The organism is Micromonospora sp. NBRC 110038, from assembly GCF_020884815.1.
Taxonomy (GTDB): domain Bacteria; phylum Actinomycetota; class Actinomycetes; order Mycobacteriales; family Micromonosporaceae; genus Micromonospora; species Micromonospora haikouensis.
In genome coordinates, this window is the sequence record NZ_BBOL01000012.1 from 39,042 (window position 1) to 63,584 (window position 24,543).

Annotated in this window: 23 protein-coding genes and 1 tRNA gene; 13 read left to right on the top strand and 11 right to left on the bottom strand. The window is 75.6% G+C overall.

Going from position 1 to position 24,543, the window contains the following annotated elements; all coding sequences use genetic code 11:
- The first annotated feature begins 123 nt into the window (after positions 1-123).
- Together LPU61_RS29680 and LPU61_RS29685 are read left to right on the top strand one after the other, a co-directional pair.
- The gene (locus tag LPU61_RS29680) at positions 124-1,431 is read left to right on the top strand and encodes a cytochrome P450 (RefSeq protein ID WP_229406803.1); all 1,308 of its coding nucleotides are present in this window, start codon (positions 124-126) and stop codon (positions 1,429-1,431) included.
- Between the two features lie 11 nt (positions 1,432-1,442).
- On the top strand, positions 1,443-2,801 hold the full coding sequence (locus LPU61_RS29685; RefSeq protein WP_043961778.1) for a glycosyltransferase: 1,359 nt from the start codon (positions 1,443-1,445) through the stop codon (positions 2,799-2,801).
- Here the strand turns inward: LPU61_RS29685 and LPU61_RS29690 are convergent.
- The gene (locus LPU61_RS29690) at positions 2,778-5,747 is read right to left on the bottom strand and encodes an AfsR/SARP family transcriptional regulator (RefSeq protein ID WP_229406804.1); all 2,970 of its coding nucleotides are present in this window, start codon (positions 5,745-5,747) and stop codon (positions 2,778-2,780) included. The two genes, LPU61_RS29685 and LPU61_RS29690, sit on opposite strands and share 24 nt — an antisense overlap.
- A gap of 188 nt (positions 5,748-5,935) precedes the next feature.
- On the opposite strand from LPU61_RS29690, the gene LPU61_RS29695 reads away from it, so the two are divergent.
- From LPU61_RS29695 to LPU61_RS29710, 4 genes are all read left to right on the top strand, one after another.
- Positions 5,936-6,790 (top strand): hypothetical protein, encoded by an 855-nt coding sequence (locus LPU61_RS29695; protein WP_229406805.1) that lies wholly within the window; start codon positions 5,936-5,938, stop codon positions 6,788-6,790.
- Positions 6,791-6,969: 179 nt separating this feature from the next.
- The gene (locus LPU61_RS29700) at positions 6,970-7,728 is read left to right on the top strand and encodes a class I SAM-dependent methyltransferase (protein WP_229406806.1); all 759 of its coding nucleotides are present in this window, start codon (positions 6,970-6,972) and stop codon (positions 7,726-7,728) included.
- Between the two features lie 5 nt (positions 7,729-7,733).
- Positions 7,734-8,639: a hypothetical protein gene (locus LPU61_RS29705; protein ID WP_043961775.1), complete on the top strand. Its 906-nt coding sequence runs from the start codon at positions 7,734-7,736 to the stop codon at positions 8,637-8,639.
- 372 nt (positions 8,640-9,011) lie between these two features.
- Positions 9,012-9,551 (top strand): hypothetical protein, encoded by a 540-nt coding sequence (locus LPU61_RS29710; protein ID WP_043961774.1) that lies wholly within the window; start codon positions 9,012-9,014, stop codon positions 9,549-9,551.
- 4 nt (positions 9,552-9,555) lie between these two features.
- Here the strand turns inward: LPU61_RS29710 and LPU61_RS29715 are convergent, their stop codons facing one another.
- Entirely contained in the window at positions 9,556-11,511 is a 1,956-nt protein-coding gene (locus tag LPU61_RS29715; RefSeq protein WP_229406807.1) for a BTAD domain-containing putative transcriptional regulator, read from the bottom strand.
- 84 nt (positions 11,512-11,595) lie between these two features.
- Here LPU61_RS29715 and LPU61_RS29720 point away from each other — a divergent pair, with 84 nt between their 5' ends.
- On the top strand, positions 11,596-12,459 hold the full coding sequence (locus LPU61_RS29720; RefSeq protein WP_043961772.1) for an alpha/beta hydrolase: 864 nt from the start codon (positions 11,596-11,598) through the stop codon (positions 12,457-12,459).
- A gap of 111 nt (positions 12,460-12,570) precedes the next feature.
- Here LPU61_RS29720 and LPU61_RS29725 read toward each other — a convergent pair whose 3' ends face one another.
- The 7 genes from LPU61_RS29725 to LPU61_RS29755 all read right to left on the bottom strand — a co-directional run bounded on the left by LPU61_RS29725 (position 12,571) and on the right by LPU61_RS29755 (position 19,755).
- The gene (locus LPU61_RS29725; RefSeq protein WP_043961771.1) at positions 12,571-13,029 is read right to left on the bottom strand and encodes a hypothetical protein; all 459 of its coding nucleotides are present in this window, start codon (positions 13,027-13,029) and stop codon (positions 12,571-12,573) included.
- A gap of 229 nt (positions 13,030-13,258) precedes the next feature.
- Positions 13,259-13,332, bottom strand: a tRNA-Ala gene (locus LPU61_RS29730).
- A 253-nt stretch (positions 13,333-13,585) separates the two neighbouring features.
- Positions 13,586-14,383: a hypothetical protein gene (locus LPU61_RS29735; RefSeq protein WP_199485971.1), complete on the bottom strand. Its 798-nt coding sequence runs from the start codon at positions 14,381-14,383 to the stop codon at positions 13,586-13,588.
- A gap of 179 nt (positions 14,384-14,562) precedes the next feature.
- Positions 14,563-15,204 carry a GNAT family N-acetyltransferase gene (locus LPU61_RS29740; protein ID WP_082106376.1) on the bottom strand — a complete coding sequence of 214 codons (642 nt, stop codon included), beginning with the start codon at positions 15,202-15,204 and terminating at the stop codon, positions 14,563-14,565.
- 61 nt (positions 15,205-15,265) lie between these two features.
- Complete coding sequence (gene glp, locus LPU61_RS29745; RefSeq protein WP_043961769.1) at positions 15,266-16,579, bottom strand: gephyrin-like molybdotransferase Glp; 1,314 nt, start codon at positions 16,577-16,579, stop codon at positions 15,266-15,268.
- Positions 16,576-17,577 carry a UTP--glucose-1-phosphate uridylyltransferase gene (locus LPU61_RS29750; protein ID WP_229406808.1) on the bottom strand — a complete coding sequence of 334 codons (1,002 nt, stop codon included), beginning with the start codon at positions 17,575-17,577 and terminating at the stop codon, positions 16,576-16,578. Before LPU61_RS29750 ends, glp begins: the two co-directional genes overlap by 4 nt.
- Before the next feature lie 9 nt (positions 17,578-17,586).
- A complete protein-coding gene (locus LPU61_RS29755) occupies positions 17,587-19,755 on the bottom strand; it encodes a diguanylate cyclase (RefSeq protein ID WP_229406809.1) in 2,169 nt (722 codons plus the stop codon).
- A gap of 83 nt (positions 19,756-19,838) precedes the next feature.
- Between LPU61_RS29755 and LPU61_RS29760 the strand changes: the two genes are divergently transcribed.
- The 3 genes from LPU61_RS29760 to LPU61_RS29770 all read left to right on the top strand — a co-directional run bounded on the left by LPU61_RS29760 (position 19,839) and on the right by LPU61_RS29770 (position 21,739).
- Positions 19,839-20,525: a 5-formyltetrahydrofolate cyclo-ligase gene (locus LPU61_RS29760; protein ID WP_229406810.1), complete on the top strand. Its 687-nt coding sequence runs from the start codon at positions 19,839-19,841 to the stop codon at positions 20,523-20,525.
- 39 nt (positions 20,526-20,564) lie between these two features.
- Entirely contained in the window at positions 20,565-20,987 is a 423-nt protein-coding gene (locus tag LPU61_RS29765; protein WP_229406811.1) for an FmdB family zinc ribbon protein, read from the top strand.
- Positions 20,988-21,223: 236 nt separating this feature from the next.
- Entirely contained in the window at positions 21,224-21,739 is a 516-nt protein-coding gene (locus tag LPU61_RS29770; protein ID WP_043961766.1) for a hypothetical protein, read from the top strand.
- A 141-nt stretch (positions 21,740-21,880) separates the two neighbouring features.
- On the opposite strand, the gene LPU61_RS29775 is transcribed toward LPU61_RS29770, so the two are convergent.
- Positions 21,881-22,066 (bottom strand): hypothetical protein, encoded by a 186-nt coding sequence (locus LPU61_RS29775; RefSeq protein WP_043961765.1) that lies wholly within the window; start codon positions 22,064-22,066, stop codon positions 21,881-21,883.
- A gap of 66 nt (positions 22,067-22,132) precedes the next feature.
- Here LPU61_RS29775 and LPU61_RS29780 point away from each other — a divergent pair, with 66 nt between their 5' ends.
- Positions 22,133-22,483: a hypothetical protein gene (locus tag LPU61_RS29780; RefSeq protein WP_229406812.1), complete on the top strand. Its 351-nt coding sequence runs from the start codon at positions 22,133-22,135 to the stop codon at positions 22,481-22,483.
- 80 nt (positions 22,484-22,563) lie between these two features.
- Here the strand turns inward: LPU61_RS29780 and LPU61_RS29785 are convergent, their stop codons facing one another.
- Positions 22,564-23,046, bottom strand: coding sequence for a DUF2231 domain-containing protein (locus LPU61_RS29785; protein ID WP_043963920.1), 483 nt, complete (start codon positions 23,044-23,046; stop codon positions 22,564-22,566).
- Positions 23,047-23,172: 126 nt separating this feature from the next.
- Between LPU61_RS29785 and LPU61_RS29790 the strand changes: the two genes are divergently transcribed.
- Together LPU61_RS29790 and LPU61_RS29795 are read left to right on the top strand one after the other, a co-directional pair.
- A complete protein-coding gene (locus LPU61_RS29790; RefSeq protein ID WP_043961763.1) occupies positions 23,173-23,601 on the top strand; it encodes a Fur family transcriptional regulator in 429 nt (142 codons plus the stop codon).
- A gap of 54 nt (positions 23,602-23,655) precedes the next feature.
- Positions 23,656-24,507 (top strand): oxygenase MpaB family protein, encoded by an 852-nt coding sequence (locus LPU61_RS29795; RefSeq protein WP_043961762.1) that lies wholly within the window; start codon positions 23,656-23,658, stop codon positions 24,505-24,507.
- Positions 24,508-24,543 lie beyond the last annotated feature (36 nt).

The following is a 24,543-nucleotide window of genomic DNA, read 5'->3' on the forward strand; positions in this document are numbered from 1 at the left end:
TAGGGTATAAGTTCTTTTCGAGATCACCTCGGCAAATCCCCCGCGCTGATAGGAATTGACGCGCGCCGTGGCCATGATGGGAATTGCACGGGCGTCCGACATGGCCGATGGCGGGAGGTTCGGGTGGAGCTGACCAGACCGGGGACCCTCGTGCGCTGGGTCGACCGGCACGGCCTGGCCCGGCTCGGCATCGGCCTCGCCGCCCGCCGGGGCGACGCGCAGGCCCGGCTCTTCTTCGACCCGGCGATCCGCGACGACCCGTACCCGTTCTACCGGGAGGTCCGGGAGGCCGGCGCGCTGGTCCGGGGCCGGCTCATGTGGAGCACCACCCGGCACGACGCGGTCGTCGCGGTGCTGCGCGGCGAGGCGTTCAGCAGCGACCCCGGCTCACTGCCGGCACCCGGCCCGCTCGCGGTGCTGCGCCGCCTCGGCCGCAGCGGGCGGCCCATCGGCCCGGCCGACCCGCCCTCGATGCTGGTCGTCGACCCGCCGGCGCACACCCGCTACCGCCGCCTGGTCGCCAAGGTCTTCACCCCCCGGGCCATCGAGGGGCTGCGGCCACGGATCGAACGGCACGCCTCGGCCCTGCTGGACGACCTGTCCCCGGACGCCGCCGGCACCGTGGAGGTGATCGGGCGCTACGCGAGCCTGCTGCCGCTCACCGTGATCGCGGAGATCCTCGGCGTGCCGCAGCACCTGCGGCAGCGGTTCCTGGCCTGGGGCGAGGCCGCCACCCCGACGCTCGACCTCGGGCTGACGCTGCGGCAGTACCGTGCCGCCGAGGCCGCCATCGGGCAGCTCAACGGGTGGCTGCGCGGGCACTTCGCCCGGCTGCGGGCCGACCCGGGCGACGACCTGCTCAGCCGCCTCGTGCACCTCGACAGCGACGGCGAGCGGCTCACCGAGGAGGAGCTGCTGGCCCTCGCCGGCCTGCTGCTGGTGGCCGGGTTCGAGACCACGGTCAACCTGCTCGGCACCGGCATCCACCTGCTCATCCGCCACCCCGACCAGCTCGCTTCGCTACGCGGGCGGCCCGACGGGTGGGCCAACGCGGTGGAGGAGATCCTGCGGTACGACTCGCCCGCCCAGACGACCGCCCGCTACTGCCTCACCGACACGGAGGTGGTCGGCGTACGGGTGCGCGCCGGGGAGGTCGTGGTGCCGATGATGGGCGGCGCGAACCGGGACCCCGCCGTCTTCGCCGACCCGGACCGCTTCGACGTCACCCGCGCCAACGCCCGCGACCACCTCTCGTTCTCCAGCGGCGTGCACTACTGCCTCGGCGCGGCGCTCGCCCGACTGGAGGGTCAGCTCGGGCTGGCCGCGTTCTTCGAGCGCTACCCCGACGCGGCGCTGGCCGGGGTGCCGCGCCGCCGCCCGACCCGGGTGCTGCGCGGGTACGACCAGTTGCCGGTACGGCTCCGGCCGTAGGAGGGACACCCATGCGCTCCGTCCTCTTCGCCAGCCCCGCGCACCCGGGGCAGCTCAACCCCCTGCTCGCCATCGCCGGGGAGCTGTCCCGGCGCGGCGAGCCGGGCCTGTGGTTCGCCGCCGAGGAGGAGGCGCGGGACCGGGTGGCGGCCCACGCCACCGGCAGCCCGCTGCGCTTCCGCTCCACCGGCGACACCGTGCTCCGCGTCGACGACGAGTTGTACGCCGCGATGACCCGGGGGCCGATGACCACCGCCGGCCTGGTCGCCCTCGCCCGGCAGATCCGGATCCCCGAGGTGGCCGACCGGGTGCGGGCGCGGACCCTCGAACAGATCGACGAGATCCGGCCCTCGCTGATGGTGATCGACATGCTGAACCTGGGCGCGCTCGACGCGGCGCTGGCGCGGGGCGTGCCGTACGTGCTGAGCCTGGCGTTCCCGCCCAGCAACGTCTACCTGAGCCGGCTGCCGTGGGACTATCCGACGCCCACCTCGGGGCTGCCCCGCCGGCTGGGCCCCCGGCAGCGGTGGACCAACCTGACCTTCCGCGCCCGCCTGCGGCTGTCGCTGCTGCGCGCGCTCGCCGGGCAGGCCCGGCACCGCCGCGCCCAGCGGATCGACAACGCCTTCGGCGACCCCGAGAAATACAGTGCCGCCGCGACGGCCGTCTTCGGCTACACGGTGTTCGGGCTGGAATATCCCTTCCCCGCGCCGGAGCACCTGCACCTGCTCGGCCCGATGGTGCCGCCGCGCGAACCCGCGCCCCGCCAGACCGCGCCGGGCGGACCGGCGGCGGGCGGGCTCGCGCCCGGCGCGGAGCTGATCGGCTGGCTCGACCGGCAGACCTCGGTCGTCTACGCCTGCCTGGGCACCCTGGCCCGGCTCACCGGCCCGCAGGTGCGGGCGTTCGCCGAGGCGCTGGCCGCGATCGGGCCCGAGCACCAGGTGCTGTGGAAGCTGCCCGCCGCGCAGCGGCACCTGCTGCCCGGCCCGCTGCCGCCGCACGTGCGGATCGAGGAGTGGATCCCGTCCCAGCTCGACGTGCTGGCCCACCCGAACGTCCGGGCGTTCGTCTGCCACGGCGGGGCCAACGGCTTCCACGAGGGCGTCCACTTCGGGCAGCCGATGCTGATGACCCCGTTCTGGCTGGACTGCTACGACATCGCGGCCCGCGCGGTCGACGCCGGCGTCGGGCTGGCGCTCGACCGCCCGCCGCACGTCGACGCGGGCGAGGTGGCCGCGAAGCTGCGCCGGCTGCTCACCGAGGAGAGCTTCCGGGAACGCAGCCGGCACTGGGGCGAGCAGTGCCGCCGGGCCGGCGGGGTGGGGCGGGCCGCCGACCTGGTGCTAAAGCTCGCCGCCAGCCACTGACGCCGCCGGGGCACCCGCCGCGCTGGCCACCGACGCCGCCGGGGCACCCGCCGGCGCTGCGGCGGCCGGGGCGGCGAGCTTGGCCCGGGGCCGGTCGGCGTCCGGATGGCGCAGCTCGTCGAAGATCGCCAACGCCTCCCGCCACGCCCGGCGCGCGGCGTCCAGGTCACCGGCGGCCCGCAGGCTGTCACCCAGGTTGTCCAGCACCTCCGCCTCGTCGTACCGGTCGCCGAGTTCCCGGTGCAGCGCCAGCGCCCGCCGGTAGCAGTCCGCGGCCCGGTCGTGGTCGCCGAGGCCGTGCTGGACGTAGCCGAGGCTGTCCCAGGTCAACGCCGCGCCGTGCCGGTCGCCGTTCTCCTCGTGCAGGCGCAGGGCCGCCCGGCAGCAGCGCAGCGCCGGCCCCGGCTCGCCCAGCCTGGCGTGCATCCAACCCAGGTTGTTGAGCGCCTTGGCCTGCCCGACCCGGTAGTCGGCGGCCCGGTACAGGTCGAGGGCCAGTCGGGTCTCGGCCAGGGCGGCCCGCAGCCGGCCCTGCCGCGCCAGCACCCAGCTCACCCCGAGGTGCGTGTGCGCCCGGCCGGTGTCGTCGCCCAACTCCCGGTAGAGCTCCAGGTCGCGGCGGTAGTGCCGGTGCGCCGCCTCGTGGTCGCCCGACCAGGTGCAGGCGATGGCCAGGCCCCGGTGCGCCAGCGCCTGCCCGGCCAGGTCACCCCGGCGCAGCGCCGCCGCCAGGGCGGTCCGCTGCGCGGCGGCCAGCTCGGGCCAGTGCCCGCTGCGGTCGAGGTACGTGGTGAGGGCCGCCGCCAGCGTCCACGCGTGCCGGTCCAGCCCGGTGGCCGCCGTCTGCTCCACGCAGGCCAGCAGGACGTGGTGCTCGGCGGCGAACCAGCCGGTCGCCCAGGCGTGGTCCGGCCGGTCGCCCACCGTCACCCCCTGCTGCGGCGGCGGCAACGCGGCGGGCCGGGCCAGCCGGTACGGGTCGAGCAGGTGGTCCGCCGCGTGCGAGGCGTGCAGGTAGTGGTCGAACAGGCGACGCCGGGCGGCCTCCCGCTCCGCCTCCGGGTCGAGCCCGTGGCACAGCTCCGACGCGTACGCGCGGAGCAGGTCGTGCATCGCGTACCGGCCGGGGGTGCGCTCGGTGAGCAGGTGCACCCGGGTCAGCCCGGCCAGCAGCGGGCCCACCCGGGACGGCGGCAGGCCGGTCAGGCTCGCCACCGCCGGCCGCGCGGCGTCGGGACCCGGGTGCAGCCCGAGCAGCCGGAACAGCCGGGCGGAGTCGGCGTCCAACGCCCGGTACGACCAGGAGAAGACCGCCCGTACGTCGGTCGCGGGGTCGCCGGTGGCCAGCGCGGTCAGCCGGTCCGGGTCGGTGTCCCGCAGCTCGGCGGCGAGGGCCGCCAGCGGCGCGGCGGGCTGCCCGACGGCCCGCGCCGCCACGATGGCCAGCGCCAGCGGCAGGCCGGCGCAGCGACGGACGATCTCGTCCCGCGCCGCCGGCTCGCGGTCGGCGCGGCCCCGGCCGAGCCGGCGGCCCAGCAGTTCCCGCGCCTCGGCCGGCGGGAGCAGGTCCAGCGCCACCGGGTGGGCCCCGTCGGTGACCATCAGGCCGGTGAGCCGGTTGCGGCTGGTCACCACGACGAGGCTGCCCGGCGAGCCCGGCAGCAGGGGGCGCACCTGCTCGTCGTCGCGGGCGTTGTCGAGCAGCACCAGGACCCGCCGGTCGGCGAGCAGGGTCCGGAACAGGGCGGCCTGCCCGGGCAGGTCGGTGGGCACCCGCTGAGGCGGCACGTGCAGCGCCTCCAGGAAGCCGCGCAGCGCCTCGCCCGGCGGCACCGCCCGGCCGTCGAGGTCGAACCCGCGCAGGTTGACGTAGAGCTGCCCGTCGGGGAAGCGGTGCGCGATCCGGCGCGCCCAGTGCACCGCCAGGGTGGTCTTGCCGACCCCGGCGGTGCCGGCGATCGCGGAGATCACCACCGCCCGGCCCGCACCGCCGCCCGGGTCGGCGTCGGCCGCGTCGGCCGGCAACAGGGCGTCCAGCTGCCGCAGCGCCGCCGCCCGCCCGGTGAACCAGGCGGGCTGGCCGGGCAGTTGCGTCGGGGGCGGCCCGGCGGGCGGCGTGGGCTCCGGGGGCGCGGGCCCGGCGGGCGGCGGTTCCGGGGCTGCGAGCCCGGCGGGCGGCGGCGGTTCCGGGGGTACGGGCCCGGGCAGCCACTGTCCCCGCAGGACCCGCAGGTGGGCCCCGCTCAGCTCGGGGCCGGGCTCCACGCCCAGCTCGTCGACGAGGCGACGCCGGGTCTCGGCGTAGACCCGCAGCGCGGCGGCCCGCTGGCCGCAGCCGGCCAGGGCGAGCAGATACCCGGCCACCAGCGGTTCCCGCAGCGGATGCTCGGCCACCAGGGGGCGCAGGGCGCGCGCGGTCGCGGCGAACCGGCCGAGGCCGAGTTCCACGGTGGCCAGCCGCTCGCAGGCGAGCAGCCGCTGCTCGTCCAGGCCGGCGGCGGCGGTGTCGACGAAGGCCCCGGCCGCGCCGGCCAGCGCCGGCCCGCGCCACAGCGCCAGGCCCGCGCGCAGCAGCCGCGCCGCCTCCGCCGGCCGCCCGGCCGCCTCCTCGGCCCGGGCCCGCTCGACCGCCTCCGCGAACTCGGTCAGGTCCAGCTCCGTCCCCCGTACGGTGAGTCGGTAGCCCCCGCCCTGGGTGACCAGGAGGTCGCCCGCGCCCGCGTCCCGCAGGGCCGACCGGATCCGGGAGACGCAGACCTGCACCTGGGTCCGGGCGCTGGCCGGCGGGTCGTCGGCCCAGAGCGCCGCCACGAGCTGCCCGGCGGGGACCAGGCGGTCGGCGTTGAGGAGCAGCAGCGCGAGCACGGCACGTTGCTGGGGGCGGTCGATGGGAAGGACCCGCCCCCCGGCGGTCACCTGGACGGGGCCGAGGAGGGACCACCGCATGGCTTTCCTCGTCAGTCGTGATCGGACGACCACAGTCTATGGACGGCGGGGGCGGCGCGGCCGGCGACAAGCGGTCGGATAGCGGACGACAAGCGGCCCCGCCCAGGCTCTTCCCATCCGCCGCCACCACGGTCCGGCGGGAGCCGGCCGGCACGCGCGCCGGCCGCGCGGCGAACAGGGAGAATGACATGCGAGTTACCAAGGGACGGGGCGCGCTGACGGCCGTCGCGTCGACGGCAGCGGTGCTGGCCACCATGGGCTGGGCGGCGCCGGCCTCGGCGGACCCGGCCGGGCTGGAGACGGTCACCGAGTCGGTGGCCGCGAGCAGCGTGGACAAGTCGGCGTTCGCGGCATGCCCGACGGGCAAGGTGGTCACCGGGGGCGGCGGGTTCCTCACCGCCGGATCGTCGGCGGAGGGGCACGTCGGGCTGGACCGGCTGGAGCCGCTGGCGAACGGCACCGGGTTCTACGCGACGATGCGGGAGGCGGGCCCGGCGAACTTCGCCGGCAACTGGGCGCTCCAGGGCCTCGCCCAGTGCGTCACCCCGCCGGCCGGTTACCAGGTCGTGGCGGCGACCGGGGCGGTCGGAACGGAGTACGTCACGGCGAGCTGCGGGACGAAGAAGGTCATCGGGATGGGTGGGCGGATCAACAGCGGGCTGGGCGACGTCATGCTCGACCAGGTGGTGCCGTCGTCCGACCTGACGTCGGTGACCGTCCGGGCGGTCGCGGTGCAGGACACCTCGCCGGCCGGCTGGAGCGCCACCGCGATCGCGGTCTGCGCCAACGCGCCCGCCGGGCTGGAGCGGATCGTGCTGACGGGATCGGGCGCGAGCGACTCGTCCAGCAGCCACCTGAAGGTGTGCCCGGCCGGCAAGGCGCTCTACAGCGCGGGCGCGGACATCAACGCCGGCAACGGTCAGGTGCTGCTCACGGGGATCAACATCGTCCCGGGCACCACCGTGCGGGTGCGGGCGGACGAGGACGCCGACGGCTTCGCCGGCTCGTGGAGCCTCAACGCGTACGGCATCTGCGGTAGCTGACCCGGCGGGCCGGGGCCACCGAGCCTGGTGGCCCCGGCGGTTCCGGCCCGCCGCGCGTGGCCCTGTCGCGCGCCGCTCAGTATCGCCTCGATGTATCGTCACGATACATCGGACACAGGTCTGACTGGCGGGTCGGGCTCGCCGGTGACGGCCTGCCGGCACTGGCGAGGGAGCGGCGCATGAGGCGGGTCGACTACGACCGGGAGCAGCACCAGCACTACGCACGCGCCCGGGCGCTCACCGAGCAGCAGTCGAGGGCATGGCTGAGCGCGTTCGCCGCCGCGCTGCCGCAGCGGCGCCCCCTGGTGGGGCTGGACGTCGGGTCGGGGACCGGCCGGTTCACCCCCGCGCTGGCGCACGCGTTCGGGCCGGTCACCGGCATCGAACCCGCAGTACGCATGCGCGAGGTGGCCCAGGCGCAGCCCCCGCACCCCGACGTGCGCTACCTGGCGGGCTCCGCCGAGGACCTGCCCGTGCCGGACGGCAGCGCCGACTACGCGCTCATGTTCCTGTCCTGGCACCACGTCCAGGACAAGCCCCGCGCGGCCCGGGAGCTGGCCCGGGCGCTCAGGCCGGGCGGGCGGCTGCTGTTGCGCGGCAACTTCAGCGACCACCACCCCGAGCCCTGGTGGCTCGACCACTTTCCGCGCGGCCTCGCCGCGGACCTCGCGCAGTTCCAGCCGCTGCACGAGGTCGTCGCGACGTTCACGGCGGCCGGCTGGCGGGTCACCGGCTTCGGCACGGTCACCCAACCGTCCGAGGGCACCCGGGCCGACGTGCTCGACCGGCTGCGCCTGCGCGCGCTCTCGTTCTTCTCCCAGCTCGACCCCGACGAGGTGGAGGCCGGCCTGCGCAGCATCGAGGAGGCCGTGGCCGCCGACCCCGACGCGCCGTCGCCGCCGCTGTCCGAGCCGCTGCTCACGCTCGAACGGCGCTGACCGGCGTGGCCGGGTCCGCCGATCCCCTGGCCGGGCTCGACCAGGTCCCGTGGGGGTCGCTGCACCACGCGTACGGGCCGGCCACCGACGTACCGGGCCAGTTGCGGGCACTGCGGTCGGCGGACGCGCCGACCCGGAGCCGTGCACGGTCCGAGCTGTCCGGCACCGTCCACCACCAGGGCACGCGGTGGGAGGCGAGCCGCCATGTGGTGCCGTTCCTGGCGGCGCTCGCCGACGACCCCACCACCGGCGACCGGGCGGAGGTGGTCGGCCTGCTCCGCGCGGTGGTGCTCGGCGACCGGCGCGACGACGCGCTGCCGTTCGACCCGCGCCGGGCCTTCGCCGCCGCCGACGGCATCACCGACGACCAGGCGACGCTGGTGGCCCGCCACCTGGCGGCCGGGGACCTGTGCGAACACGACGAGGTCGCGGGCCTGGCCGGCGACGCGGCGGTCCGCTGGGCGGCCGATGCCTTCCACGCCGGGGCAAGGCACACCGACCGGTACGTCCGCTGGCTCGCCGAGCCGGACCCGCAGCTCGCCGGGCACGCCGCCGAGCTGCTCGCCTGGTTCGCGCCCGACGAGGCGGCCCTGGCCGGGCTCGTCGCGGTCCCCGCCGACGGGGCCCACGCCGCCGCCCGGGCCAGCGCCAACCTCACCCTCGGCCACTGTCCGGTCGACTCGGCGCGGACCGACGCCCGCCTGAGCAGGCTGCTCTCGGCGAACACCGCGGTCGTCCGGGTCACCGCCGCGGTCGCACTGGCCCGTCGGCTCGGCGACCGGCTGCCCGACCGGGCCCTCGACGTCCTCGTCGAGGCCCGCGGCGCGGACTTCGACGCCGAGGTGCCCGGCTGGGACCGGTCGGTACGCGGGTTCGTGGCGCTCGCCCTGCACCGGCTCGGCCTCGGCTGACGCGGCGTCAATCAATGGGAGTTGCGCTTCCCGCAATACCGAAGACATTCTTCCCACGCGCCGCAAGTGCAATCCGAAACAACCAATCGATGAACTCGGACAGAATGGCGACACTCGGATCGGCGGTCGCATTCTTGCGCGGCGGTCGGGGCCACTGCGAGACTCTGACCAGGCGGATTCGACGAGCGGCACGACAGCCGACCATCCACTATGCCCTTTTCCCCGAAGCATTCCTGGGCATGTGCGTGCCCAACTCCGGCCGCCGCGGAGAGTCGCCGCGGAAAAGAGCGACCGATCTACCGTATTCGTCGAACCCGACTGGCTCCAGCACCTCCCCGACCCGCTCGATCACGACGCACAGAAGGACGCGTAATGACGAAAGTACGTCCAGGCTGGACCCTCCGGGCCTTCGCCGCACTGTCCACCGTCGCCCTCTCGGCCGCACTGCTCGCGGTGGCCGGGCCGAGCCAGGCCGCGGGCAGCGCGGCGAAGAACCAGGGCTCCCCGCTTTCCGCCGGCACCGCGACCTATTCCGCGCAGGCCACGACCGCTCGCGGTCCGCTCGTCGCGACGGCCAAGGTGGGCGCGTTGGACATCACCTGCACGCTGACCCCGTCCAAGCCCTTCGTCTACTACGGCGGCCCGTACGGCGGCGGCGAGGAGGGCATCGCGACCGTGCGGTGCACCCAGCCCGTGTACGCGATCCAGGTCGAGGTCGCCCTGTTCCGCTACAGCAGCCAGGTCACGTACAACACCCACACGAGCTACAGCACCACCACCGCGAGCGCCGACACCGAATACCCCCGGATGTCCGGCGAATACCGCACCGGCGCGGACGCCTACATCACCTGGACCTACGGCGGTCCCACCAGCTTCATCCCGCTCACCTTCAGCGAGATCGCCTACCTCTGACGAGTCAGCCGGGTCGCAGCGCGGCGTCCAGCGCCGCCAGCTGATCCGCGACGGGGCCGACCGTCAGTGCCCCGCTCGACGCGCCGGCCCACTCGACCGCCGCCGGGGCGAGCGCCCGCCTGGCCCGTACCATGGCGGCCCGGTCGGCTGCGGCGGTCGCGGCCCGCCCGAACAGGCACCACAGCGCCTCGGCGAGCAGGTCCGCGGGTGGGTCCGGCACGTCGGCGAGCGCGGTCCGACCCGGTTCGAGCAGGGGACGCACCCACGGCTCGTAGGGCCCCCACTGGTCGTCCGCGGAGGCGAGCGGCAGGCCACGGCGCAGGCGCAGGCCGAGCAGCGCCAGCGGCAGCAGGCCGTCGCGCATGCCGGGCATGCCCGCCTCGTCCAGCCGGGCCGCCGCACCACGGTACAGCGCCTCGGCCCGCGCGACCGGCGCCCGCTCGGCGACGTCGGCACGCAGTGCCCGATACCACTGGGTGAACACGCCGACCAGGGGACGCTCGTGCCGACCGGCCAGGTCGTCGGCGGCCTCCGCGTGCCGGTCGGCCCGGTCGAACGCGGCCGTCGCGCAACTGGACTGCAGCCGAATCAGGTGGCCGAGTACCTCCGCGGAGGCCAGGCCGTGCCGGTGCGCCAGGCGCACCAGCTCGGCGCCGATCCGATCGCGATGCACGGAGCCACCGGTGTGGTGGCAGCTCTGCATGAACACGCCGTTCAACGCGAACGCGAGCAGCGCGGGGTCGTCCAACTCGCGGGCGATTGCTTCGGCCTCCTGGGCGTACTCGCGTGGCCGCAGGTCACGGGTGCCGCGCGACTCGATCGCGATGGTGGCCAACAGCCGGGCCCGGACGGGGTCGGGGCCGCCCGGTGGGAGGACCGCGAGGGCCCGTTCAGCGGCGGCGACGATGCCGGCGGAATGCCCGGGGTCGTCGGCGCGCGGCCAGATGGCCGGCACGTCGTACGCGCCGATCACCCGCGCGGTCACCGCCGGGTCGCCGAGCTGCTCGGCGGCGGCGATCGTCGCCGCGCGCTGCTCCCGGGCCGCCACCAGGCCACCCGCTCCGGTCACCGCGAGGTTGCGCAGCAGGCCGACCGCCGACTCCAGCCGCACCCGGGCACCACCGGCGAGCACCCGGTCGTAGGCGGCGACGGCCCGCATCAACACCTCGCCGGCCGGATCGGGTCGGGCGGGCCCGGCCAGGCGCGGCTCCTGCCGCAGGATGTCGGTCTCCAGCTCGCGCAGGGCCGGTCCGGGCTCCACGCCCAGGTGGCCGGCGAGCAGCTCACGGGCCCGACGCAGGACGGCCAGGGCATCGCCCTGCCGACCCGACCGATACAGGGCCAGCGCCAACAGCCGCCACCCCTGCTCCCGCCAAGGATGCGCGATGACATGCTCGTCGAGGTCGGGGACGGCCTCGGCGGCCCGACCCAGGTCGAGCCGGGCCTGGGCCCGCCCCTCGACGGCCTGCAGGCGCAGTTCGGCGAGTCGGGAGCGGTCGGCCCGCGCCCAGGCGGCGTCCGGGAAGTCGGCGTACGCGGGACCGCGCCACCAGGCGAGCGCCTCGTCCAGCCGGACCAGCGCTGTGGCCGCGTCCATGGTGCCGGCGTCGGTGACGGCCCGCTCGAACCGCCAGGCGTCCACCTGGTCGGGCTCGCAGCGCAGTGCGTACCCGAGGCCCTGGGTGACCAGCAGTGTGGCCGGTGCCCGCGGCGGACGGTCCGGCTCGACCGCCCTGCGCAGCGCCGCGACGAAGGTCCGCACGGCGGACACCGCGCCATCCGGAGGCGACACCCACAGATCATCGACAAGATCACTGACGGGTACGACCCGGCGGCGGGCCACCAGCAGCCGGGCCAGCACCGCGCGGTGCATCGGGCCCTTCAACGCGACGGGGCGACCCTGTGCGTCCTCGGCGACCACCGGGCCGAGAACGCCGAACGTGACAGGCCCACGGCGCACGGAGCCACGCTATCCCGGCGCTCATCCCCTGCTCATCCGAACCTCGGACAGTGGTTGTCGACCCGCGAGCGAAAGGTGCGAATCATGAAGTTCGACTACGTACGCGTCCCCGTCGCCGACGGCGTGGAACTCAACACCGCCGTGGCCGGCTCGGGCAGCCCGATCGTCCTGCTGCACGGCTTCCCGCAGACCCACCTGATGTGGCGGCACGTCGCCGCCGAGCTGGCCGTGGAGCACACCGTGATCTGTCCCGACCTGCGCGGGTACGGCGCCAGCGACAAGCCGGCCGAGGACGGGCCGGACACCTACTCCAAGCGGACCATGGGCGCCGACGTGGTGGCCGTCGCGAAGGCGCTGGGCCACGACCGGTTCGCCCTGGCCGGGCACGACCGGGGTGCGCTGGTCGCGATCCGCACCGGGCTCGACCACCCGGAGCACGTCACGCACCTGGCGTCGCTGGACGTGCTGCCGACGCTGGACATGTGGAACGTCATGCACGGAGTCAGCGCCCAGGTCGGCTTCCACCTCTACCTGATGGCCCAGCCGCCCGGCCTACCCGAGAAGATGATCGCCGGGGCCTCCGACGACTTCTTCGGCCACTTCCTCGATCTGTGGACCAACGACCCGCAGGCCATCCCCGCCGACGTCCGCCGCGCCTACCTCGACGCCGCCCGCGCCGCCATCGGTTCGATCGTCGCCGACTACCGGGCCTCGGCCGGCATCGACATCGAACACGACCAGGCCGACCGCGACGCCGGTCGCACCCTGACCATGCCGGTCACCGTGCTGCAGCAGGACTGGGGTTCCATGCTCGGCTTCGACGCCGCCGGGCTGTGGAAGGCGTGGGCCCCGGACCTCCACCACGTCCCGGTCACGTGCGGCCACTTCATGGCCGAGGAGGCTCCCGGCCTGGTCGCCCGGGAGATCCGCGCGTTGCTGACCCGCTGAGCGAGCGCCGGCACCCGGGCCCCGGTTCCCGTCGACCACCCGGCTTCACGGGAGGGTCGTCGGGAAGCCGGGGGCCTCGGCTACGGCCAGCGGGCCGATCCGGTCCGCCACCTACGAGGTGTGGCCGTTGTCCCGGTACTCCGCCTCGCACTTCAGCGAAGGGCCGAGGTCGACGCAGACCTGCAGCCCGGCCTTCATGATGTCGCGGGAGGTGTTCAGCTCCTTGCCGTCGTACGGGCCCCAGGCGTCGCTGTCGCACGTGCCGTCGTCCTCGTGCCAGGTGCCGTTGGCCCACGAGCCGTCCCGGAGCTGGGCGCGCGCCCGCGCGATGACGCGGTAGTTGTCACCGGGGCAGATGTCGTTGATGGTCCAGTTGTTGTACGTCACCGAACGTGCCGAGGTGAAGTTCAGGTCCGCCCGCGTCTCGCCGCCCTCGCCGCTGCCGCCGGACGGGTACGTCCACACCCGCGTGTAGACGGGGCCGTCCTCGGCCATGGCGGGCATCGGGCTGGCGACCAGCAGCGCGGCCGAAGCCACCCCGACACCGAAGATCCTGACAGAAACGCGCATACCGGAGCCTCTCCTCACGCAGCGATGCCCTTTTGCTCACGGACGGCGTTCATGCTTCCGGTCCGGAGCTGCGGCGTCCAGCCCACAGATCGAAACCGGTCAAACCCCGACCGCCGCCGGGGAAGGTTGCTCGACCGCAATACGCACCCTGGGCGCCGCCGGAGGCGGCCGTGATGCACAAGATCGAAAAAGGCCGTCTCCGAACTACGGAGACGGCCTTTCAACTGGGTGGAGCTGAGGGGATTTGAACCCCTGACCCCCTCGATGCGAACGAGGTGCGCTACCGGTCTGCGCCACAGCCCCTCCGCCGGCGAACCGGCTTTGGTCCCACCTGGCTTGCACCAGGCGGGCCGGCGACAAGACTAACAGCACACCCGCCCGCCATGCGAATCCACCCCGCCGACCCGGCCGATGCCTGCTCACGGGCCCGGTCGACGCTCGCCATGTCGGCGACATGGCGAGGTCCGAGGGGCCGGGATACCGCCATGTCGCCGACATGAAGCCGATCAAGCGCGAATCGATCAAGGCCGCGCCGACATGGAGCCGATCAAGGCGGTCAGGCCGAGTGGGAGGTGCGGCCCGACTGGTACGGGCGGCCCCGCAGCCCGCCCGCCCGCCGGTACGACACCGAGCCGCCGCCGCTGGCTGCCGGCGGCAGGTCGGCGGGACGGTCCAGGCCCATCGCCGTGCGGCGTACCGCCTCGCGCTGGGCCGCCAGGCGGCGCTGGGCCTCCCGGCGGGCCGCTGCCCGGCGGGCCTGCTCCCGGCGCACCTCGGCCTGCCGGGCGGCCAGCCAGGCGGCTTCCCGGGCGTGGGCGCGTCGGCGGCGGCGCTCGGCGAGGGCCCGCTTGCGCAGGTGCACCACGTACGTCACCAGGAGGGTGGCCGTGACGGAGGAGCCGATCCAGAAGCCGGGGCCGACGACGGCGACCCCGATCAGCTCGACGACGTTGAGCAGCAGCAGGGCGGCGAGCACCCGCCGCCTGCGGTAGATCGCCGGGGTGTGCGGCCGGCGGCGGGGCGCGGCCCGTCGACGGGACTTCGCGGCCGGGGGCACGGCGCGCAGCCGGCCCCGCCGCCGCGTCGGGGCGGGCGGAGCGGAGACGGGGGCGGAGAGACCGCCCGTGTTCGCATCCTCACTGAGGGTGACAACGAGGGAGCGGGAGGGGTTGACCGGCCGACGCCCGGGGACAGTGCGTCGCCGCCGGCGGCGCTGGAGCACCCGCGCCGTCGACTGCGCCCGCTCCGCCACCAGCCGCTCGGTGGCGTCGTACCGGCGAACGAGCGCCGGCGCGAGGGCGAGCAGACCGGCGGCGGCGAGGACGGCGAGGAGCACCGAGGTCGGCACCCTCACCCCTCCCGTCACCAAGTTCGGGGCAACCGCCGTACGGCCGCAGGATCTTCGACGGACCCCGTTCCGGGCGGTCGAACATGCGGTCGTGCAGCGCTTGCCGCAGCTTGCAGTTACTTGAGGTTACGGGCCGCCGACCGCGTTGATTGTGCGCCGCGCCGATCAGGCGGGGGTGGGACGGTTCACCCCGCGGTGGCGCGCAGCCGGTGCCAGCGGGCCAGCAGGCCGCCCTCGGCCGCGACTTCCTCGCTGGTCATGGCGTATCCGATGTGGTCGCGCCACGCACCGTCGATATGCATGTAACGCACGTGGTACGACTCCTCGCGGAAGCCGAGCTTCTCCACCACCCGGCGGGACGGCTTGTTCTCCGGCCGGATGTTGACCTCGATCCGGTGCAGCCCGCCTGGGCCGAACGCGTGGTCCACGGCGAGCGCCAGCGCGGTGGGGATGACGCCCCGCCCGGCCACCCGGGAGTCCACCCAGTATCCGACGTACGCCGAGCAGAACGCCCGCCGGACGATGCTGCCGACGTTGAGGTGCCCGACCAGCCGCTCCCCGCCGTGCTCACGCAGGCAGACGGCGAACGGCATCCCCTCGCCGGTACGCGCCGAGCGGCGCTGGTCCTTGTGGACCCAGCGGAACGCCGCCGGGGAGTTCAGGTCGTCCCAGTTGCCGGGCAGCGCAGACTCCCACGGGGCCAGCCAGGCCCGGTTGGTGCGGCGCACCTCCGACCAGGCCGCCGCGTCCGAACGTCGGTAGGGTCGCAGCAGCACCGGACCGTCCGCGAGCACCACCGGCCACCCCGGCGACCGCCCCGACCACAGTCCACTCACCGGGCCAGCCTTCCGCTCGCGACTGCGGGGCTCGCAAGCTCACTCCTCGCGCTCACCGGCGCCGGTCCAGCAGGAGGACGTCCACGGTGGAGCCGGCGGCGGCCGTGGTGACCCGCTCGCCGAGCACCATCAGCCCGTTGGCCTCGGCCAGGCCGGACAGGGTGAACTTCCCGCCCGGCAGCGGCTGGACGGTGTAGCCGCCGCCGCGCCGCTCGGCGACGTGCGCGGGGCGGAACTCGCGCAGCCCGCCGGGCGAGGTGATGGTCTCCAGCAGGTGCGCGCGCACGCTCGGCCGGAACACGGGCTCGGCCCCGGCCAACAGGTTGATGGCGGGCCGGGCCAGCACCTCGAAGCCGATCAGCGCCGCGCCGGGTTCACCAGGAAGACAGACCACCGGCACCTCCTCGGCGCCGACCGTACCGAACCCGAGAGCGGTGCCGGGATAGAGGGCCACCTCGGTGAAGGTGACCGGCCCGGCCCGGCCGCCCTCCCGGCGGGACAGGATGCGGCGCACCATGTCGCCCGGCCCGGTGCCCGTGCCGCCGGTGGTGATGATCAGGTCGGCCCGCAGGGTCTGGTCCTCCAGCAGCCCGCGCAGCCCCTCCGGGTCGTCGTCGCAGATCCCCACCCGGTACGCCAGCGCGCCCACCTCGGCGGCGGCGGCGGTCAGGGCGTGCGAGTTCGCGTCCACCACCTGGCCGGGCTGGCTGCCCCGGCCCACGTCGACCAGCTCGTCGCCGGTGGCCACGATGACCACCCGGGGGCTGGGCCGCACCACCACGTGCCCGATGCCGGTGGCGGCGAAGACGGCTACCAGGGCCGGGGAGACGTACGTGCCGGCGCGGGCGAGCAGCGTGCCGGCCGGCAGTTCCTCACCGGCGCGGCGCACCCCGTACCCCCGCTTGGGGGTGCGGAAGATCTCCACGGCGGCCATGCCCTGGTCGGTCCACTCCACCGGCACCACCACGTCGGCGGCGATCGGCAGCGGGGCGCCGGCGGCCACCGAGAAGCAGGCCCCCGGGGTGAGCCGCACCGGCCGCCAGCTCGCCGCGCCGAGGTCGCCGACCACGTTGAGCCGTACGGTGCGGGACCCGGACGGGCCGGAGCGGCCGGCGTATCCGCCCGCCGCCCGGCCCGCGCCGGAGAGGTCGTCCCAGCGCGCCGCGTACCCGTCGACGGCCGCCTGGTCGAAGGCCGGGTAGGAGTGCGGCGCGACGACGTCCTCGGCGAGGACGTTGCCGTACGCCTGGGTGAGGTCGAGGTCGAGCGGAGGCAGCGCGCGTAACCTGCGCAGCACGCTGCCCAGGTAGTCGGCGAGCGGCGTCAACTCGTTCGCGGCCGCCTCGGCGTCGGCCGTCGCGGTCATGTATTAGGACCGCCCGACGCCTCGCGCATGCCGTTGAGGATCGCCTCGGTGACGGTCTCGTCGCCGTTGTTGACGAACTCGGCGAGCCACTTGCGGAACTCCGCGCCGAGGTCCTCGCGCTCGCAGGCGAGCTGCACCACCGTCTGGAGGTAGCCCAGCGGCATCCCCGTGTCGTAGCGGGTGCCCCGGTAGACGATCGCGTGCACCGGGACGCCCTCGGTGCGCAGCAGCTCCATCGCGTCGGTGAGCTGGATCTCGCCGCCGCTGCCCGGCTCGGTGCGCCGGATCGCGTCGAAGATCCGCCCCGGCAGCACGTACCGGCCGAGGACGGCGAGGTTGCTGGGGGCGTCCTCCGGCTTGGGCTTCTCGACCATGCCGGTGACCTTCACGACCTCGCCGATGTCGGTCAGCTCCGGCTCGGCGGGCTCGACGGAGGCGATGCCGTACCGCTTGGTCTCGGCCGGGTCGACCTCGAAGAAGGCCAGCACGATGCCGCCGGTGCGGGCCTGCAGCTCCAGCATCGCCGGCAGCAGCGGCTCGGACGGCTTGACGAACTCGTCGCCGAGCAGCACCGCGAAGGGCTGGTCGCCGACGTGCGACTCGGCGTAGCCGACGGCGTGACCGAGGCCGAGCTGCTCCGGCTGCCGGCAGGTGTAGATCTCGGCCAGCTCGCTGGGGCGGCGCACCGCGGCCAGCCGCTCGGCGTCGCCCTTGGACTCCAGCCGGGCCTCCAGGTCGGGCCGGCGGTCGAAGTGGTCCACCATCGATGTCTTGCCGCGCCCGGTGATCAGCAGCACGTCGCCGATGCCCGCCTGGGTGGCCTCCTCGACGATGTACTGCAGGACCGGCCGGTCGACGACCGGCAGCAGCTCCTTGGGCACCGCCTTGGTGGCCGGCAGGAACCGGGTGGCCAGGCCGGCGGCCGGGATGACGGCCTTGACCGCGCGGGAACGACCGGTTGCGGTGGCCGCTGAGGGGTTCGCTGAGTGCTCCGACATGTCGCGAGACTATCGGCCAAGGCCGTGTTGCGACGGGTGAGGACCGGAAGACGCGCCGCCGGCCCGGGGCAGGCCGTCGGCCGGGCTGACCGAACCGGCCGGCACGGCCAGCTCCTCCACCGGCGGCCAGGGCCGCGCCTCGGCCAGCCGCCAGGTGTCCCGGCCCGCCGCCTTCGCCGCGTACAGGGCGTCGTCGGCCGCGTCGAGAACCTGCTCGCCGGTGGAGGCGTGGTCCGGGTAGACGGCGATGCCGACGGAGACGGTCACCCGGATCCGCGCCCCGCCGCCCGAGTCCACCGGGACGGGGGTGTCCCGGGTCGCCGCGCCGAGCCGTTCGGCGACGATCGCCGCGCCCCGCGCGTCGGTCTCCGGCAGCAGCACCACGAACTCCTCCCCGCCCTGGCGGAAGGCCAGGTCCACCTCGCGGATCTCGCCCCGCACCCGGCGGGCGAACTCGACGAGCACGGCGTCCCCGGCGGCGTGCCCCCAGGTGTCGTTGACCTCCTTGAACCGGTCCAGGTCCAGGGCGAGGACGCTCAGCATCCGGCCGAACCGGCTGGCCCGCTCCACCTCGCGGCGGATCGACTCGCGCAGGTAGCGGTAGTTCCACAACCCGGTGAGCGGGTCGGTCAGCGACAACCGCTGGGCCTCCTCGTGCACCCGCACGTTGTCGACCGCCACCGCCGCGTGCCCGGCGAAGGTCCGCAGGGTCTCCAGGTCCGCGTCGTCGAACTCGTCCCCGCCGAGCCGGTCGTAGAGGACCAGCACGCCGAGCGCCGCCGCCGGGCCGCCGGGCGTGCCCGGGTCCACGCCGGACCGGATGCCCGGGTCGGCCGGGCCGCCGGGGGCGGCGAAGGGCACCGCGACGTACGTCTCGCAGCGCGGCTCCCCGGCGGCCTCCGCCACCGGGTCGGCCCGTCCCCGGCGCGGCTGGCCGGTCGCCGCCACCGCGCCGACGATCCCCGCGCCGACGGGCACCCGGAGGCCAGCCGCGCCGGCGGCCTCCGCCTCCGCACCGGCGTCGGGCGACCAGCGCCCGTCGAGCCCCTCGGCGCACCGGCCGACCAGGACGCCGCCGTCGACCAGCAGCACCGCACCGGCCCGCGCCCCGGTGGCCGCGATCGCGCTGTGCAGGATGACCCGCAGGATCCGTTGCAGGTCGTGGGTGCTGGCCAGGGTGTCGCCGAGCACGGCGAGGTGGCCGCGCAGCTGGTCCCGGCTGCTGGTGAGCGCCTGCACGTAGATGCCGGTCTCCCGGGTCATCCGGTTGAACGCGCCGGCCAGCCGGCCCAGCTCGTCGCGGCTGCGCACCGGCACCCGGGTGGCGAGGTCGCCGTGGGCCACCCGGTCCGCCGCGCCGGCCAGCTCCACGAGCGGGCGGGTGGTGACCCGGGCCAGCCGCCAGGCGGCGGCCACCGCCAGCAGCCCGGCCAGCAGCACCGCGCCGACCAGCGCCGCGTACAGGTCGGGGGGCTGCTCGCTGGGGACGGAGAGCACCAGCGGCAGCGGCTGGCCCGGCGCGGGGAGGACGCGGCGGACGTACCGGCCGTCGCCCGTGCCGGTGACCTGGTCGCCGGCGGCCCGGCGTGCGGCGGCGAGCACCCCGTCGCGTACGGCCGGGGCCTCGGTGGTCTGCGCGACCCCGACGGAGCCTGGCGCGCCGTCGAGGAGGGTGACCGCGACGCCGGTGACCGCCGCGAGCCGCGCGACGAGGCCCGGGTCGACCGGCTGGGCGGTGACGACCGCGCCCAGGTCGCCGCCGGCCCGGTCGCGCAGCGCCACCCGGGCGGCGAGCGCCGCGACCGGCCCGGCGGCCGGGTCGGCGGCGCCGCAGTCCCGCCAGGGCGCGGCCGGGGCACCGGGGGTGGCGTAGGTCGGGACGCCGGCCACGTCGGTGACGAGCACGGCGGCGGCGAGGCCCCGGCCGACCACCTGCCCGGCCGTGCCCGCCCGCCCGGCCGCGTCGGGGGCCAGGGCGACCGCGTCGGCCGCCGCGCGCAGCTGCTGGCAGAGGGCGTCGACCGAGGTACGCACGGTCGCGGCGGCCAGGCCGAGCCGCTCGGCCGCCCGGTTGCGGTCGACGGTCGTCATGGTCAGGCCGACGAAGAACGCCCCGAGCAGGACCGGGCCGAGCACCACCGTGAGGAAGGCCGCCGTCAACCGCCCGCGTAGCGTCAACGCTCCCCCCGGAAGTTCCGCGCCCGATGTAGCGATGCTGACACAGTGCGACCGCGAGACAAACGTTGCGTCAGGAGTGTTGCGTGCCGGATTTTTCTGATGAAGCGGAAGTGACCCACGAGGCGAAGCGGCAGGCGCGGGTGGAGCTGCTCGCCCGCCGCCGCGCGCTGCCCGCCCCGGCGCGGGCGGAGGCCGCGGCGCGCGTCCGGGCCGCGCTGACCGATCTGGTACGCCGGCTGCGCCCGGCCCGGGTCACCGCGTACGTCCCCGTCGGCTCGGAGCCGGGCGGGCCGGAGCTGCCGGAGGCGCTGCGCGCGGCGCTGCCGCCGGGTGGCGAGCTGCTGCTGCCGGTGCTCCGGGACGACCTCGACCTGGACTGGGCGGCGTACACCGGGCCGGGCTGCCTCGTCGCGGCCGGACGGGGCCTGCGGGAGCCGACGGGTCCCCGGCTCGGCCGGGCGGCGGTCGCCGACGCGCGGCTGGTGGTGGTGCCCGCCCTGGCGGTGGACCGGCGCGGGCGGCGGCTGGGGCGCGGCGGCGGCAGCTACGACCAGGCGCTGGCCCGCGTCGGCACGGACGCCCTGACGGTGGCCCTGCTGCACGACGGCGAGCTGGTCGCGCGGCTGCCCGCCGAGCCGCACGACCGGCCCGTCCGCGCGGTGGTGAGCCCCTCCGGCGGGCTGCGTACGCTGACGGGCGACTCCGTGTCGGTCCGGGCACTTCCGCTGGACGAACCCGGGTCCGATGACGCACCATTGGCACTCGAATGAGTCGAGTGCCAACCGGCTGTGCCAGATCCGGAGGAGACCGTGCCCACGTACCAGTACGCCTGCACCGAGTGCGGCCAGCAGCTCGAGGCGGTGCAGTCCTTCTCTGACGAGCCGCTGACCGAGTGCCCGGCGTGTGCGGGGCGGCTGCGCAAGGTGTTCAACTCCGTCGGCATCGTCTTCAAGGGCTCGGGCTTCTACCGCACCGACTCCCGCTCCGGCTCGGACGCGGCCAAGAACGGCTCGGGCAAGCCGGCCGCCTCGGAGTCGTCCTCCGGCGGCGACTCCGGCTCGTCGGGCACGTCGGGCGGCTCGTCCGCCGGCTCCTCGGCGTCGTCGGGCTCGTCCGGGTCGTCGGGCTCCTCGGGTTCGTCGGGCTCCTCGGGGGTCTCCGGTTCGTCGGGGTCGTCGGGCTCGTCCTCGTCGAGCGGCACGGCCAAGGCCCCCGCCTCCAGCGCCTCCTGACGGCAGCGGCTCCGGGCATAGGAGATCTTGGAAGAAACGGGCCCCTCCGGGGGCCGGAATCTTCCAAGATTCACGCCGTGCCCGTGCCATAGCAGATCATCGGCCCCGGTGGGCGTTGTCCACAGGCGGCCCGGTTGTCCACAGGTTCCGCCCCTGGCCGGGCGGGACGGCCCCCGCGCGGCCTAGCCTGCTGCTCCCGGCACCGCACTGGTGCCGGGGGTGGGCGGGAGGGCCGGATGGGGAACGCCGGGGCGGACACGGGATCACTGCGACCGCTGCGCCGGCCCCGGCTGCCGGGGCGGGCGACGCTGCTGCGCGCCGCGCTGGTCGCCGCACTTCTCGGGCTCGCCGCGGCGGTCCTGCAGACCCCGTCCGGCTGCCCGCCGCCGGCCGGCGACCGCTCCCCCGGCCCCGCCGCGCCACCGCCCGCCGAGGCGGCTTCCGACCCCGCCGTGCCGCCGGCTGCCCTGCCGCTGCCCGACGGGGCGGTCGGGGTGCCGATCCGGCTGGCCGAGCCGGCCGCGCTCGCGGTCGTCCGCCCCGGGGCCCGGGTCGACCTGCTCGCCGTACCGGCCGGTCGGCAGGCCGGCGACGCCGACCTGCTGGCACCCCGGGCGCTGGTGCTCGACGTGGTCGGTGCCGGCGCGACCGACGGCTCCTCGGCGCTCTACCTGGCGCTGCGGCCCGAGCAGGCGCACCGCGCCGTCGGGCTCCCGGAGGGCAGCCGTTTCGCGATCGTGGTGCGGGGATGACGCTCCTGCTGGCCGACCCCGTCGGGCACGGCCGGCCCGCGAGCCCGGCGAGGGCTCCGGTGCGAGGGTGAGCCGCCGTCACCTCCGAGGGAGTCGCGGCTGGCGTACGGGTGGGAGGGCCATGCGGGGCCTCGGCGGCGCTCAGCTCCAGTGCGGGGGGCGCTCGGCGAGGAGCCAGTCGTCGTTGCCGCCGGACGTCTCTCCCCAGCCCCGGTCCGTGTCGTCGGCCGTCTGCTCGGGCAGCACCACGAAGTCCTCGCTCAGGTCGACGGCGCGATCGTCGTCGCCGCGCGCCTGCGCCCCCGGGTCGATGCTCACGAACGGCAAGACTACCCGGGTTCCGGCCCGCGTCCGACCGGCCACCCGCCCGGACGGTTGGTAGCGTCGGTCGGCGTGACCACGCCCAGCGGTGACCGCCCCGAGGACGACTACTGGCGTCGACCGCCCGACCCGGCCGACGGCGGTACGACCGACGACCCGCCGCGCCCACCGGGGCCCGGCCCGTCCGGCGTCGACCCGCCCACCGGCTACGGCGGGCCCCCACCCACCACGCCGCCGCCGCCCGGGTGGCGTCCCCCGCTGCACGTGCAGGCCGCGCCGCCCCGCGAGCTGCCGCCGCAGGACATGGCCGGACTGGACGCGGTCGAGCAGCGGGCTCAACACGTCACCTGGGGCGTCGGCGCGGTCGCCGGCGTGGTGCTGCTGGTCCTGCTCTGCCTGCTGTGCTCCAGGGCGTTCCGCTGACTGCGGCTCCCGGGCGTCCGCTGACCGTTCGCGTGGTCCGGGCCGGCTGACCCGCGCCGTCCGACCCGGGCCGCGTCGGCTCAGAGCACCCGGCCCCAGGCCGCCTCGGCGCCGGAGTCCCCGGTGAGGAAGACGTAGACCAGCGAGGCCACGCCCAGCACGACCACCACCACCGTCAGCAGCAGGGGCGCCCAGGACGGCAGCCGGGAGACCCGGTCGTCGTTGCGGGTCACCAGCAGCAGGGCGATGGCGGCCACGGCGAGCCCCACGGTGAACCAGAGCAGCGTCTCGGCGTACTCCGAATGCTCGTGGATCTGCGCGAGCAGGGCCTGGTCGAAGCCCTTCTCCTCGAACGCCTCCTCCAGGGCCTCGCCCGTCTCGGTCGACACCCAGGTGACGATCGGGGTCAGCACCGCGAGGCCGGCCACCGCCCAGCCCAGCCGGGGACGCCACCTCGGCACCAGCCCGTACGCGCTGGCCAGCAGCGCGAGCAGCGGCACGAACACCACCGCCGCGTGGATCACCAGGATGTGGCTTGGCAGCCCGTTGATCTCCCTGAACACCGACACCTCCGGCCGTGGACGCGATCCCCGCGGCGTCAGCGTACGCCGCCCCGGCGGCTGTGGCCCGGACCACCCAGGTCAGGAGCTCGCTTGTCGCCCGGTGCACCCCGTGCTGTCATTGACTTCATGTCCGGTGGCGAGGAACTGCTGCGGTCGAGGGGCCTGCGGGTCACCCGGCCGCGCCTCGCCGTGCTGGACGTCCTCTCCGCCGGCGGTCACCTGGAGGTCGACGAGATCACCCGGCGGGTGCGGGAACGCCTCGACTCCGTCTCCACCCAGGCCGTGTACGACGTCCTCGGCGCGCTGTCCCGCGCCGGGCTGTCCCGCCGGATCGAGCCGGCCGGCAGTCCCGCCCGGTACGAGGCGCGGGCCGGCGACAATCACCACCACGTGGTCTGCCGGGGCTGCGGCGAGATCGCCGACATCGACTGCGCGGTCGGCGAGAAGCCCTGCCTCGACCCGAACACCGCCCACGGCTTCGAGGTGGACGAGGCGGAGGTCACCTTCTGGGGGCTCTGCCCCACCTGCCAGGCCCGCCGCAGCGCCGACGACTGACACCGCCGTCCCGCCCCGACCGGGCACACGGCCGGGCGTGGCACCCTTGGTCGGGTGGACTCCGATGACCTCGGCCTGTTCGGTCCGGGATCGGTCACGTGGAAGGTGCACGAGGAGCCGATCCTGATCGTCGCCGGCCTGCGCTCGCTCTACCTCCAGGCGCTGCACCCCCGGGCCATGGCCGGGGTGGCCCAGAACAGCAACTACCGCACCGACGCGTGGGGCCGGCTGGTCCGGACGGCCACCTACGTCGCCACCACCATCTACGGCACCACGGCCGAGGCCGAGGCCGCCGGGGCCCGGCTGCGGCGGCTGCACGGCCGGATGCGGGCCACCGACCCGGACACCGGGGAGGAGTTCCGGATCGACGAGCCGGAGCTGCTGCGCTGGGTGCACGTCACCGAGGTCGAGTCGTTCCTGAGCACCGCCCGCCGGGCCGGGCTGCCGCTGACCGACGCGGAGGTCGACGGCTACTACACCGAGCAGCGCCGGGCGGCGGCCCTGGTCGGGCTGGACCCGGCGGACGTGCCCGGCACGGCAGCCGAGGTCGCGGACTACTACCGGCAGGTCCGGCCGGCGCTGCGGATGACCCGGGAGGCGGCGGAGACGGCCGTCTTCCTCACCGCCCCGCCCCTGCCGTGGAAGCTCAACCTCCCGGCCCGGGTCGGGATGAACCTCGGGCCGGCCCGGCTGGCGTACTTCGGCGTCGCCGGCACCGCGTTCGCGCTGCTGCCGCCCTGGGCCCGCCGGCTGTACGGCGGCCTGGGGCTGCCGACCACCGAGCTGTCGGCCGACCTGACCGTCCGCGCCCTGCGGCTGGCGCTGACGGCCCTGCCGCAGCGCTGGCGGGAGGGGCCGTTGCAGCAGGCGGCGAAGGAACGGGCCGCCCGCCTGACCCCGCGCTGACCGGGCGGGGCCCGTCCGAGGCCGGCCCGCCCGGGG